Consider the following 13090-nt stretch of genomic DNA (forward strand, 5'->3'; position numbering starts at 1 on the left):
GGCAATCTCTTTTTATTTCACCCAAAGCTTATATATACTTTGGGTCCCGCTGTTTTCTTCTCCTTGTGCGGCAAGTTGGTCATATAATGATTTCGCAAGCGACAAGCCTGGCATTTCTTCACCCATTAATTCAGCTTCCTCTAAAGCAATTCCCATATCTTTGATAAAATGCTTTACATAAAATCCTGGCTCGAAATCACCTTTCAGCATACGCGGGGCGAGATTTGATAATGACCAGCTTCCTGCCGCTCCAGTTGTAATGCTCTTCAGGACATTTTCCGGCTGAAGGCCTGATTTTTGGGCATAAGCCATCGCTTCGGCTACACCGATCATACCTGCTGCAATCGCGATTTGATTACACATCTTTGTGTGCTGTCCGCTTCCTGCCGGCCCTTGATATTGAATATTCTCTCCCATTAAAGTGAAGATGGGCAGGCAAGCTTCAAACGCTTCTTTTTCTCCTCCGACCATAATCGCCAGTGTTCCGTTTTGCGCGCCAATGTCACCTCCTGAAACAGGTGCGTCTAAGGCAAATAATGATTTTTCTTTGGCTGTCTCCGCAATTTTTTTGGCTAATGACGGTTTGGAAGTCGTCATATCAATGAGATACGCGCCTTTTTTAGCATTTTCAATAATTCCGCTGCTGCCGAAATACACTTCTTCTACATCACTGGGATAGCCTACCATTGTAATAATGATATCTGCTTCTTTCGATAGATCTTTTACAGTGTCTTTCCACACCGCGCCTTTTTCCAGTATGCTGTCCGCTTTTGCTTTTGTCCGGGTATACACCAATACGTGATGTCCATCTTTAAGGATATGTGAAGCCATACTGTTTCCCATTACTCCAAGACCGATAAAACCGACTGTTTTTTTCAAGTAAATTCCCCCAGACGTTAGATTTCATTTAGTTAAAATTTATCATTTTCTAGACTACCATATCTAGTAATCATATAGTAGAGTCTAAAAAATAAAAAACCCAAAACTTGAAAAAGCCCTGGGTATCCAATGTTGATTATAATGTGAATTTAGCAATAGCGTTCATAAGCTCTTGGCTTGCATGTTTTAATGTATCAGTTGAATGTTTGACTTTCTCAAGCGTGATCAGCTGTTCATCGGTTGAGGCGTTGACTTCCTCCGCTGCAGCAGCCGATTCCTGTGATATAGCTGAGATGCTTTGAATCGCTTCAGAAATGGCAAGCTGTTCTTCACTCATTCTTTGTATTTCTACGTAAATTTGATCAATCCCTTGAACAAGTGACTGCATTTCCGCGGTGATGGTGTTTAATACTTCGCCAGTCTCATGAATTGCACTGTTTTGTTCATCATTCATTTTACTTGCTTCGACCATTGCATGGGAAGCCTCTTTTGTTTCAAGCTGAATCAACTTCACTGTCTCACTGATATGCTTGGTGGAAAGCGCTGACTGCTCGGCAAGCTTCCGCACCTCTTCAGCCACGACTGCAAATCCCCGTCCGCTTTCACCGGCTCTGGCTGCTTCAATACTGGCATTTAAGGCAAGTAAATTGGTTTGATCCGAAATATTTGAAATCGCAGTAACCACTTCTTCTATATTCTTCGTTTGATTTTCCAAATCCAGCAGCATCGTTTCGACTTTCTTTGTTTCCGTATTGGCTTCGTTTGATTTCATCAGCAGCTGGCCGAGCGCGTCAAGCCCTTTATAGCTTGCATCCTCTGAGGATTTTGAACGTGCTTTCATGCCGCCTGCCTGATCAGCAATTCGTCTGATTTTAGCAGACAGGTTTTCTGATTTTTCGTTAATGGTCTCAACTTCTGAAGCCTGTTCCGTTGCCCCTGCTGCCACTTCTTCGATCGCTTTCGCAATTTGTCCGCTCGTTTCATTGGTTTCAGCGGAGACAGCTGTTAATTGTTCAGAGGTGTCAGACACTTTTCCTGAAGAATGTCTGACTTGTTCCACCATTTCCTTCATGTTTTCAACCATCTGATTAAAGTCTCTTGTTAACATGCCGACTTCATCCTTGGTCTTTGACTCTGCATGCACTGTCAAATCGCCTGCAGAGACGGCCTTTGTTTTTGCAATCAGCTGCTGGATCGGCCCGGTTATTGTTTTGGCGAGGAAGTAGCTGAGAATAATCGTCACCGCCAGCGCGATGAGTGAGATGAAAAGGTTCGCCCGATTCATTTTATCTGAAATCCACATTAATTTATTTGTGTCAAATTGTGTTCCGACTTTCCATCCCGTTTCTCCAACCGTTTGATACACAATCATTTTTCCCTTTGCATCTTGTATCCCGTTTTTGTCAGATGCAATGGTTTTTAATGTTTGGTCCTTGGAGATATTTGTTCCTTGGTTTGACGGATGTGCTAAAAGATTGCCGCTTGCATCAGCTAAAAAAGCAAAGCCATTATATGGCACCTTTTGCTTATTTACCATGGTCTGGATGGAAGAAAGTTTCAGATCATAACTGGCAACGCCTATCACCTTCTGCCCGTCAAGAATTGCTTTTGAGGCTGTGACGATCATTTCTCCCGTCACGACATCTTTATAGGGTTCCGTCCAGACGACTTTATCCGGTGTTTCAGCCGCGCGCTTATACCATGGTCTAGAAACCGGATCATAATCTTTTGCAAATTTTGCTTTCGGATATGTAAACATTTCTTTTTTTGCGGTTCCTATATAGGCCATCGCCACATAATCATCGTTTTCTTTAATTTGTTTAATGTCATCATTAAACAGCCTGGAAGCTGCTTTACTTGAGTTTGTCACAAATGCACGTGTTAACTCTCCATTTGCCAATCTTAACAGCGAAATGTCATAACTCTTTAATTGCAGTTCGATATTTTGTTCAAGCGAGTTTGTTACGTTTTGTGTCGTGTTTTTCCCATCCTCTGTAATCATCGGTTTTAACGTCAGGTAAGAAGAAAGCATCAAAAGAACAACTGTGACGACTAACATGATAGAAACGAAAACAGCAATCTTCATGTGAAGTTTTTTAAACAAACCAATCCCCTCCTATTTTCTATATCGGCCTTTTCACCCAAAAAATGAATAAACATAAAATAAATTATAATGAAATTACAAGATATTTACTGAAAATTCAAACTAATTGTGTTTCAGCAGTTTGGATTACGATATAATAAACAGCACAAGGAGAGTGATTGTCATTTTTAAACAGATGTATGTCCATAATGGCATTAAATTTGAGCGGCTGACGATCAGAAATTATTCAAGAACAGACATTGAGGGATTGCTTTCTCTGCAGAAAGAGTGTTTTCCCCCCTCCATTTCCGCAGGAATTGCTGTGGTCAGAAGAACAGCTTGACAGCCATATCAACACCTTTCCGGAAGGCGCCTTATGCGCGCTGGTTAATGGTGAAATCGTCGGTTCGATGACTTCCCTTATCGTGCAATTTGATCCTGATGCTCCCGAGCATACATGGGCGGAGACAACAGATAACGGCTATATTACATGTCATGATCCGCAGGCAAATACGTTATATGTAGTTGATATTTCGGTTTCACCGCATTACCGGAAGCTTGGAATAGGGAAATGGCTGATGAATACGATGTATGAATTAGCCGTTGAAATGCGAATGGAACGGTTACTCGGCGGCGGACGTATTCCTTTTTATCATAAGTACGCACATGAGATCAGTGCTTCACAATATGTAGAGGATGTTATAGAAGGAAAAAAGAAAGATCCTGTACTGTCATTTCTCCTCCATTGCGGCCGTTCACCGCTCTGCATCGTCAGCAATTATTTGGACGATGAAGAATCCTTGAATTACGGGGTTTTGATGGAGTGGAAAAATCCCTTTTTATGAAAAAACGAGCTGTAAAGCTGACAGCCCGTTTACGTGAAATATTCAATTTTTGCATTAGGAAAATACGTATCGATATAAGATTCAAGCGTTTCTCGAAGCACATGCTCTTCATCTTTCTGATAAATATATTTTCCGATCCCGTAGCGTCCCCATTTATAGCGCCGCTTTTCTTCATCTAACTCAAGCTTTGTTTTTGGATAATTCTTCTCAATGACTCGTTTCGCCGGCTTCGTAAATCGATGCTGAATCAATTCAAAGGTAATATCCTGTCTGACATCCTGCGGCAAAGCGGCATCAAGTTTTTCAAACAGATGTCTGTATCCATCCTCCCAGCCTTCATGGATGTAAATCGGCGCAACAATAAAGCCTAACGGGTAGCCTGCTTTCGCTACTTTTACAGCCGCTTCAATCCGTTTATCGAGAGGAGAGGTTCCCGGCTCAAAATTCTTAATCACATAGTCAGCATTTATGCTGAATCTGAATCTTGTTTTCCCGTTATGTTTCGCATCCAAAAGGTGATCAACATGGTGAAACTTCGTGACAAATCTGAGCTTGCCAAGCTCACTCTGTCCAAAATGTTCAATGGCGTGCTTGAGCGTATGTGTCAAATGGTCGATGCCCACAATATCCGAGGTACATGAAGCTTCAAACCTTGTAAACTCCGGTGCACGTTCTTTCATATACTGATCCGCCTGGTCCAAGATTTCTTCGACATTTACATAGGTTCTGATATAGGGTTTTGTTCCCATTGTGGTTTGTAAATAGCAGTAATGGCAATGCCCCATACAGCCTGTCGCAAACGGGATCGCATATTCAGCTGACGGTTTTGAAGAATCAAACTTTAATGTTTTTCGGACACCGATAACTAAAGTTGATTTTGCATTACGGTATTGCTGAAGATGGTTTTTACCAGGAATATTGCGCACTTGGTTATGGGACGTCGTTTCTCTGATTTCGATGCCCATTTTTTCAAATTTATCATGTAATTCCTGTGCCAATGGATATTCCATTGCTCTCGGTTCAATATAAACGAGCTGCGGAACAAATGGGTTCTGCATGGTGCCACATCCTTTTCCTTTTCTACCGTTACTTTTCTCATAAGGCGGAAAGGATATGAGTTGTAATGTTTTCCTTGTTACTCGTACGGATCGATATCAAATAATTCTTTGTAAAGTGTTTTTGCTTCTTCATAGCTTGCAAAAACAGCATCATCCTCAGCAAACGGATGATAGGTTTCAAATATAAACAGGGAAAGCTCACCCTCATGGTATGGGTGATGCACAATTTCAGCTTCCTTTATATGAGCAACATTGGCGGCGTGCGGATTTCTGTAGATGACGTAGACTGTATCTCCTGCGTTAAATTCGTTTGACATTCTATCCCTCCTAGCCATGTTATTGTGCCCCGCTGCATCCCAGATTATGAAAAAAACCAGACAGGCCGGAGGCCGTCTGGTTTTTGTGAATTACTTGAATGTTTCTTTTACGAACGCGACAACTTCTTCTGTCGTGCTCATAGATAAGATTTTCTCTTTGAATGACTCAGCTTCTTGTTTAGACAATTTGCTGATTTGTGTTCTTGCCGGAAGGATAGAAGTTGCGCTCATTGAGAACTCATCTAAGCCTAAGCCAAGAAGAATCGGAATCGCAATTTCATCTCCTGCCATTTCTCCGCACATGCCGACCCATTTTCCTTCTTTATGTGCCGCTTCAATTACAAGTGTAATTAAGCGAAGGATTGCAGGGTTGTATGGCTGATACAGGTAAGATACACGTTCATTCATACGGTCAGCTGCCATTGTGTATTGGATCAAATCATTTGTTCCGATACTGAAGAAGTCAACTTCTTTAGCAAACTGATCAGCGATAACTGCAGTTGACGGAATCTCAACCATCATACCGACTTCGATGTCGTCAGATACAGTTTGTCCCGCTTTGACAAGCTTTTCTTTCTCTTCAAGAAGGATCGCTTTCGCTTCTTTGAATTCGTTAACTGTCGCAATCATAGGGAACATGATTTTCAAGTTTCCGTATGTACTTGCACGAAGCAGCGCGCGAAGCTGTGTTCTGAAGATTTCTTGCTCTTCAAGGCAAAGACGAATCGCTCTGTAGCCCAAGAACGGGTTCATTTCTTTAGGAAGCTGCAGGTAAGGAAGCTCTTTGTCTCCGCCGATATCAAGTGTCCGAACGACAACTGATTTTCCTTCCATACGCTCAAGAACCGTTTTGTAAGCGTCAAACTGCTCATCTTCTGTAGGCAGCTGATCTCTTCCCATGTAAAGGAATTCTGTACGGTAAAGACCAACTGCTTCTCCGCCGTTTTCAAGAACACCCTTCACATCATCAGGAGTACCGATATTCGCTGCAAGCTCTACATGATGACCGTCTTTTGATACAGTCGGTTCATTGACCAGCTTCGCCCACTCAGCTTTTTGAGCTAAATAAGCGTTATGTTTTTCTTCATACTCTTTTACAGTTTCCGCAGAAGGATCGATAATGACATCGCCATTAATACCGTCAACGATAACAGTCACGCCGTTTTGGATCGTGCCTGTAGCCGCTTTCGTTCCGACAACTGCAGGAATCTCAAGAGAACGCGCCATGATGGCAGAGTGAGATGTGCGTCCGCCGATATCAGTTGTGAATCCTTTTACGAACTCACGGTTTAATTGAGCCGTGTCAGACGGTGTTAAGTCTTCAGCTACAATAATAACTTCTTCTGAAATCATGCTTGGGTTTGGAATTTCAACGCCAAGCAGGTGGCCCGTTACGCGTTTTGTTACGTCGCGGATATCTGCCGCACGCTCTTTCATGTATTCATTATCCATGGATTCAAACATGGTAACGAACATAGAAGACGTTTCTTTTAAAGCGAATTCAGCGTTTACAGAATCAGAGCTGATTTTTTCTTTCACAGGATTCAGAAGCTCAGGGTCACTGAGAACTAAAAGGTGAGCAGAAAAAATATCAGCTTTATCCTGACCCAGTTCTTTCAAAGCATGCTCTTTGATTTTTTCGAGCTCTTCTTTAGAACGTGCAATCGCTTCATCAAAACGGCTTACTTCCGCTTCAGAATCAGAGATGTTTTTCTTTTCAACCGTTAAATCTGGCTCTTCAAGCCGGTACGCTTTTGCAATCGCGATGCCGGCTGAAGCACCAATCCCTTTTAATTCTTGCATTACTCGCCGAGTCCTTCGCTTTTCATTGTTTCTTCTAAAGCGTTAAGAGCATCGTTTTCGTCAGCGCCAGCAGCAGAAATTGTGATTTCAGCGCCTTTAGCGATTCCAAGAGACATAACACCCATGATTGATTTAAGGTTTACAGTTTTGCCGTTATATTCCAAATTAACGTCAGCGTCGTATTTGCTTGCAGTTTGTACAAGAACTGTTGCAGGACGAGCGTGAATTCCAGAATCTGCAGTTACTTTGAATGTTTTTTGTGCCATTTTTATCATTCTCCTTTTAACTTAAAGCTATATTACTTCACAATATTATATCATACAGCCGTACTTGTCATCTGACAAGCACAGCGTACTATATACCCTTATTTTTCAATCTTCACAATGTCTTCTTGCTCTCTGTTAACTGATCCGCTTGCCTTAATGCTGACCGTTTCTCCTTCAGCAAGGTTCGTAAATACGATCGGTGTCATCAGAGACGGTACATTCGGTTTTACTGCGTCCAAATCAACTTCAAGAAGCTTTTGTCCAGGCTCAACGCGGTCCCCTTCTGATACGAAAGACGTAAACCCTTCGCCCTTGAGGCTGACCGTATCAATGCCGAAGTGGATCAAAATTTCTTTTCCACCGTCGGATTGCAGGCCGATTGCATGTTTTGTCGGGAAAACATTTAATATTTTTCCTCGTACCGGAGAAACGACGATGCCTTCAGAAGGAAGGATCGCAAAGCCGTCACCCATCATTTTTCCTGAGAAGACTTGGTCAGGAACATCAGTAATTGGGTGAATTTCTCCAGCAATCGGAGAAACAAAGACTTCCTCGCCAATTTCATTTTGCAGCGGTTCTGCAATGACTTCCTCAACCTGCTGCCCTACTTCTTCCTCAGCGGATGTTTTCGGTTCAGGTCTTGGTTTGCGTCCCGCGATGATGTCCTGCATTTGTGTTTTTAATCCGTCAGAACGCGGTCCGAAAATCGCCTGAATATTGTTGCCCACTTCCAGAACCCCGGAGGCGCCAAGCTGCTTCAGACGGTCTTTATCAACCTTTTTCTGATCGTTTACAGTCACACGCAGACGAGTGATACAAGCATCAAGGTGTTTGATGTTTTCCTGGTCACCCATGGCCTGCAGGATCTCGTAAGGAAGGTCGCCTGCTTCTCCTGTTTTCCCGGATGCTGCTGTTTCAGCTGAAGCATCCTCACGGCCTGGTGTTTTCAGATTAAATTTGCGGATCGCAAATCGGAATCCGAAGTAGTAAATAACCGCAATCCCTAAACCAACAGGGATGACAAGCCACCAAGCCGTGCGGTTCGGTAAAATGCCGAAAAGGAAGTAGTCAATTAAACCGCCGGAGAATGTCATACCAATCTTAACATTCAACAGCTGCATGACCATGAATGAAAGCCCTGCAAACAAACAGTGAATCGCAAATAGGACAGGGGCAACGAATAGGAATGAGAATTCCAATGGCTCTGTGATCCCTGTCAGGAAGGATGTCAGTGCTGCTGAACCCATAATACCTGCAACAAGTTTTTTGTTTTGCGGTTTTGCTTCATGATAAATCGCAAGTGCCGCAGCAGGAAGACCGAACATCATAAATGGATATTTACCTGTCATGAACGTACCTGCTGTTAACTGTACGCCGTCTTTAATCTGCGCCATAAAGATGCGCTGATCCCCGCGGATGATCTCTCCGGCTGCACTTTTGTAGCTGAAGAATTCATACCAGAACGGCGAGTAGAAAATATGATGCAGACCAAATGGAATAAGCGAACGTTCAATGACCCCGAAGATAAATGCAGCAAGGGTTGGATTCGCTTCCACTAATCCAGTTGAAAAGGCATTCAATCCATGCTGGATCGGAGGCCAGATCACTAACATAATAAGACCAAGAATCAGTGCGGAAATTGACGTAATAATCGGTACGAAACGTTTACCCGCAAAGAAACCAAGATATTGCGGCAATTCAATTGTATAAAATTTGTTAAACAACAATGCCGCCAGCACACCGACGATAATACCGCCGAATACCCCTGTCGCCAAGGTAGGTATGCCGAGCATGTTTACATATGCCGGGTGGTTTTCCGTGAAAAACTTGGCTCTTTCGATTGAATCGGAAGGAATGGTTCCGTTTGCAAGAAGAACCGCACTCATGGATACGTTCATCACCAGATAACCGATAATTGCTGCTATCCCTGCAACTCCATCTCCGTTGGCAAGCCCGATGGCTACACCTACTGCGAAAAGAAGCGGAAGGTTATCGAAAACAATCTGCCCAGCGCTTTCCATCACACCCGCTACGAGCTGAACATTGTCATTGCTTAGGAAATGCAGGACTTGAATCATGTCCTTGTTTTGCATTGCATTCCCGATCGCAAGCAAAATACCCGCCGCAGGAAGAATCGCAACTGGAAGCATAAGCGCACGCCCGATTTTTTGGAGAACGCCGAATAATGCTTTAAACATAAGAATTGACCTCCTCTTTTTACTAGTCTGACCTTACAGCTAAAAATCATGACAACGAATTCACAGGCGTAAGTCTTCCAGTTTAACCGTTTACATTTGCCCTTTTACACAACAAAAAAGGCATGAGCAAAATAGGGTGCGCAAAAGAACGAGAATGACCTTCCCGTTTTTTCCCCTCAATCACTCATGCCTGATCGGATCAGTAACACGTTTTTAAAGGATAAACTGAATTTATGAAATTTTATTGGTTAATCGGTACAGATGAAGCGTGAGATAAACCGCTTCCGCCTCATGAACTGGTTTCTTCAATGTTTGCTGCAAGATTTTAATCAATTTCCAAGCTGTATTGTAGCATAGCGGATATTCATTTTTCAATAACAACATTAATTTTTCTGGTTCTTTAGTCGGTTCCTCTTTTTTAATTCTTTCTATCGTAAATCTGATGTGCCGGATAAGCCGTAAATAGTTGACGCTTTCCTTATTTACTTTCATTTGAAACGAGTCTTCAATCACCTCTACAAGCTGCGCCATCAGCTGAGAGTGCTTATTGACTTCGGACAGCGGGCGATTCGTCAGGGCTGAATGAATATGCAGGGCGATAAAACCGATCTCCCCTTCCGGAAGGCAGATGCCCGCTTTTTCATTGATCATATCAATGACTTCTTTGGCAATCTGATATTCATCCGGATAAAGTGACTGCGTCTCCATTAAAAAAGGATTTTTCATATCAAAGCCCTGCTGCTGCCTTTTGATTGCAAATGCAATATGGTCAGTCAGTGCAATATGAATATGTTCATTTAGTGAGCGGTTTGTCCGATTGCTGATATGGTATATGACATCGTTTGAAATATCAACGAGCTTTTCATCAACATAGTCGAGGAGCTTTTTAAACTGCTTCTGTTCCTTTTCGTCCTTTAAAATGAACATTTTATCGTACCCTTTATCTTCAATCACATCATCTTGTTTTTTTCCGAAACCAATTCCTTTTCCGATCAAAACTACTTCACTGTATTTATGATGAGAAGCAATTAATACGTTATTATTCAGTACCTTTTTCACTGTAAAGGACCCATTCACGATCCTCAGCTCCTTTGTCATTCAATACCTCATATCGTACATAACGAACGGAATGCGCGTCAAACCTTTTTTCATGCTTTCACTAAACAGTCGATCTTTCAATGAGACGGTAATCAAGAACCCTGCTTTCAATCGGCTGACCTTGAATCCTTTTTTCCAGCATGGCAAACGCCTGCTTGCCCATTTCCTTCGCTTGAATATCGATAGTTGATATCCCAAGCAATTGGCTGATTTCATGGTTATCAAAGCTTAAGATCGCAAGTTCATCCGGAACAGACACTTTCTGAGCTTTCGCTTCGAGTAAAAGCCCTGCCGATACCTGGTCATTCGCGACAAAAATAGCCGTCGGCCTTTCTCTCCAGTTGTTCCATTTATGAAAAAGCGCTTTCCCATCGTTCATTGTAATCGCTTTCTCAATCACCCATTCTTCATTGAATGTTTCTCCGATCTCTTCCAATGCTTCTTTATATGCTTTGATGCGAAAATGACTGTTCATGCCTTTTTTTCTCGCTAAGCAAATCGCTATTTTTTTGTGCCCTTTGGCGATTAAATAGTCGAGTCCGTCCCGGAATGCGGCTTGATGAGGAATGCTGATTGTGGAAAATCCGCCCTTGTTTGAATTCTGACAAAGCAATATCGGCCCTTCCCACTCCTTGAGCTTGTCATCAGACAGCGCCTTCGAGCAAAAAATCAAACCGTCAACCTGGCGCTGTTTTAATTGGGACAGCGCAAAGATTTCTTTCTTCACGTCATAATTTGTCTGGAATAAAGAGAGGTGAATACCTGATTCTGCGGCAGCGTCTGAGATTCCCGCCATCAGTTCCGCAAAATAAGGAAGGCCGATCGTCGGCATCACAACACCGATCATGTTTGAAAACCCCTTCGACAAATGCACAGCGTGGACATTTCTTGTGTACTCCAACACTTCCATTGCTTCAAGCACTCTTTTTCTTTTCTCTTCACTTACATAAGGATGATTGTTTATGACTCTGGAAACCGTCGTAACGGAGACACCGGCTTTGTCTGCAATGTCTTTAATATTAGCCATAAATTCCCTTCTTTCTGATTTCCCTTGATCTGGAATGCGTTTCATACAATACGATAAGAACGTACCGACAGATTAGATGTTTTTTTGCTGAAAGGAGAAGATATAAATGGGTTTCTTCATTTTAATTGGATTATGTCTGGCCGTTCTGGGCGGAAGCTGCCTGGCTGTAAGACCGCTCAATCAAAAACATGAAGTGAAACCATTTCGGACGTTTGATGATTTTTTTATTTAAAACAGATAAAAAAGGACGATGTCGAGAACAAAGTCCTTTTTTATCTCTGCCTGTTACGGCAATATCGTTAATTCCTTCGGATATTGAGTAAGCGCAACCGCCCCGTCTTTTGTTACGTGAACGTCATCTTCAATGCGTACGCCGCCAACATCCGGCACATAAATGCCCGGTTCGATTGTGTAAACCATTCCTTCCTGCAGCAGCGTGTCATTGGCTTTGCTCATTGACGGGTACTCATGCACTGAAATGCCGAGACCATGGCCCAGCCGGTGAGGGAAATATTCTCCGTATCCGGCTTTTTCAATGATTCCGCGGGCAGTTAAGTCCAGATCTCCGATTCTCACGCCTGGTTTGCTTGCTTCTATCGCGGCTTTTTCCGCTTGAAGCACCGTCTCGTACATTTCTTCCTGCTTCGGATTGATTGTTTTGTAAGCAAAGGTTCGCGTGATATCAGAGCAATAGCCGTCCATAATAACACCCAGGTCAAACAAGACAAGATCGCCTTTCTTTAATGTGGCTGTCCCCGGATTTCCGTGAGGCTGACCTGATTTTTTCCCGAATAGCACCATTGTCGAGAAAGACATGCCCTGAATTCCTTTTTTCTTCAACTCATACTCAATCTGAGCGAGAACTTCCACCTCACTGATGCCTTCACGCAAAGCAGCTGTTCCGACTTCAACACCAAAATCGGCAAGCTTCGCCGCCTCTTTCAGCAATTTAATTTCATGCTCGCCTTTAATCAGACGAAACTGGTTAAGTGTTTCTTCTGCTGATACAAATTGAGCTCCTCCAGCTGAATGCTTCAGTTGTTCGGCACGCGAAAGCGAGATTGAATCCTTTTCTACGGCAAGCGTATGTATGCTGACATTTCGTTTTTTGAGTGCTTTTTCAATGAGCTCCCATGGATTTTCGTGATCGGCATAGCCAATAATTTCGTGATTCCATCCGGCATTTCGAGCCTGGTCTGCCTCCATTCCCGGACAAACGAAAAATGGCTCCTCCTCTTGAAAGATAAACAAACCCATTACACGTTCATGCGGCTCTGTATAAAAACCGGTTAAGTAAAATACATTTTCTTTCGTATGAATAAATGCGGCAGTATGCCCCGCTTCCTTCAGCCATGAAGAGACGCGTTGTATTCTATTCATTTCTTGTTCCTCCCTGCCTTTTGCCATGCATTGTTCTTTATATATTGTAACAGGTTTTACGGGTGTTTGCCTTTCACGGCGACTTTCCGTTTTCCATCATTTTATTTCCTGCCGGTCATCTTGTATACTGAGAGGA

At 42.8% G+C, this 13090-nt stretch carries 11 protein-coding genes and 1 pseudogene; 2 read left to right on the top strand and 10 right to left on the bottom strand.

The window, feature by feature from the left end; genetic code table 11:
* Positions 1 to 12: 12 nt before the first annotated feature.
* Together DIC78_RS02420 and DIC78_RS02425 are read right to left on the bottom strand one after the other, a co-directional pair.
* Positions 13 to 879, bottom strand: a complete 867-nt coding sequence (locus DIC78_RS02420) for an NAD(P)-dependent oxidoreductase (protein WP_127695347.1) — start codon at positions 877 to 879, stop codon at positions 13 to 15.
* A 136-nt stretch (positions 880 to 1015) separates the two neighbouring features.
* Positions 1016 to 2983 carry a methyl-accepting chemotaxis protein gene (locus tag DIC78_RS02425; protein WP_127695349.1) on the bottom strand — a complete coding sequence of 656 codons (1968 nt, stop codon included), beginning with the start codon at positions 2981 to 2983 and terminating at the stop codon, positions 1016 to 1018.
* 157 nt (positions 2984 to 3140) lie between these two features.
* Between DIC78_RS02425 and DIC78_RS02430 the strand changes: the two are divergent.
* Positions 3141 to 3844: pseudogene (locus DIC78_RS02430) on the top strand (GNAT family N-acetyltransferase).
* Here DIC78_RS02430 and splB read toward each other — a convergent pair.
* The 7 genes from splB to DIC78_RS02465 all read right to left on the bottom strand — a co-directional run bounded on the left by splB (position 3837) and on the right by DIC78_RS02465 (position 11574).
* Positions 3837 to 4865 (bottom strand): spore photoproduct lyase, encoded by a 1029-nt coding sequence (splB, locus tag DIC78_RS02435; protein WP_106020387.1) that lies wholly within the window; start codon positions 4863 to 4865, stop codon positions 3837 to 3839. The pseudogene DIC78_RS02430 and the gene splB overlap by 8 nt on opposite strands.
* Before the next feature lie 77 nt (positions 4866 to 4942).
* On the bottom strand, positions 4943 to 5182 hold the full coding sequence (gene splA / locus DIC78_RS02440) for a splAB operon transcriptional regulator SplA (protein WP_044156104.1): 240 nt from the start codon (positions 5180 to 5182) through the stop codon (positions 4943 to 4945).
* Between the two features lie 90 nt (positions 5183 to 5272).
* Entirely contained in the window at positions 5273 to 6985 is a 1713-nt protein-coding gene (ptsP, locus tag DIC78_RS02445; protein ID WP_059292877.1) for a phosphoenolpyruvate--protein phosphotransferase, read from the bottom strand.
* Entirely contained in the window at positions 6985 to 7251 is a 267-nt protein-coding gene (locus DIC78_RS02450) for a phosphocarrier protein HPr (RefSeq protein WP_010334034.1), read from the bottom strand. Before DIC78_RS02450 ends, ptsP begins: the two co-directional genes overlap by 1 nt.
* A gap of 98 nt (positions 7252 to 7349) precedes the next feature.
* Entirely contained in the window at positions 7350 to 9449 is a 2100-nt protein-coding gene (ptsG, locus tag DIC78_RS02455) for a PTS glucose transporter subunit IIABC (protein ID WP_024121195.1), read from the bottom strand.
* Between the two features lie 231 nt (positions 9450 to 9680).
* Entirely contained in the window at positions 9681 to 10547 is an 867-nt protein-coding gene (gene glcT, locus DIC78_RS02460) for a glucose PTS transporter transcription antiterminator GlcT (RefSeq protein WP_038954190.1), read from the bottom strand.
* A gap of 61 nt (positions 10548 to 10608) precedes the next feature.
* Complete coding sequence (locus tag DIC78_RS02465; protein ID WP_101865214.1) at positions 10609 to 11574, bottom strand: LacI family DNA-binding transcriptional regulator; 966 nt, start codon at positions 11572 to 11574, stop codon at positions 10609 to 10611.
* 106 nt (positions 11575 to 11680) lie between these two features.
* Here DIC78_RS02465 and DIC78_RS21975 point away from each other — a divergent pair, with 106 nt between their 5' ends.
* The gene (locus DIC78_RS21975; protein WP_010334030.1) at positions 11681 to 11806 is read left to right on the top strand and encodes a hypothetical protein; all 126 of its coding nucleotides are present in this window, start codon (positions 11681 to 11683) and stop codon (positions 11804 to 11806) included.
* Positions 11807 to 11859: 53 nt separating this feature from the next.
* Here DIC78_RS21975 and DIC78_RS02470 read toward each other — a convergent pair whose 3' ends face one another.
* Positions 11860 to 12954, bottom strand: a complete 1095-nt coding sequence (locus tag DIC78_RS02470) for a M24 family metallopeptidase (protein WP_024121192.1) — start codon at positions 12952 to 12954, stop codon at positions 11860 to 11862.
* Positions 12955 to 13090: the final 136 nt, after the last annotated feature.

This window comes from Bacillus halotolerans, from assembly GCF_004006435.1.
Taxonomy (GTDB): domain Bacteria; phylum Bacillota; class Bacilli; order Bacillales; family Bacillaceae; genus Bacillus; species Bacillus halotolerans.

Excerpts from the sequence above, each read along its gene's own strand:
- ptsP (WP_059292877.1), bottom strand. The coding sequence starts at position 6,985 with ATGCAAGAATTAAAAGGGATTGGTGCTTCAGCCGGCATCGCGATTGCA.
- splB (WP_106020387.1), bottom strand. The coding sequence starts at position 4,865 with ATGCAGAACCCATTTGTTCCGCAGCTCGTTTATATTGAACCGAGAGCA.
- ptsG (WP_024121195.1), bottom strand. The coding sequence starts at position 9,449 with ATGTTTAAAGCATTATTCGGCGTTCTCCAAAAAATCGGGCGTGCGCTT.
- DIC78_RS02450 (WP_010334034.1), bottom strand. The coding sequence starts at position 7,251 with ATGGCACAAAAAACATTCAAAGTAACTGCAGATTCTGGAATTCACGCT.
- DIC78_RS02470 (WP_024121192.1), bottom strand. The coding sequence starts at position 12,954 with ATGAATAGAATACAACGCGTCTCTTCATGGCTGAAGGAAGCGGGGCAT.
- DIC78_RS02465 (WP_101865214.1), bottom strand. The coding sequence starts at position 11,574 with ATGGCTAATATTAAAGACATTGCAGACAAAGCCGGTGTCTCCGTTACG.
- splA (WP_044156104.1), bottom strand. The coding sequence starts at position 5,182 with ATGTCAAACGAATTTAACGCAGGAGATACAGTCTACGTCATCTACAGA.
- glcT (WP_038954190.1), bottom strand. The coding sequence starts at position 10,547 with ATGACAAAGGAGCTGAGGATCGTGAATGGGTCCTTTACAGTGAAAAAG.
- DIC78_RS21975 (WP_010334030.1), top strand. The coding sequence starts at position 11,681 with ATGGGTTTCTTCATTTTAATTGGATTATGTCTGGCCGTTCTGGGCGGA.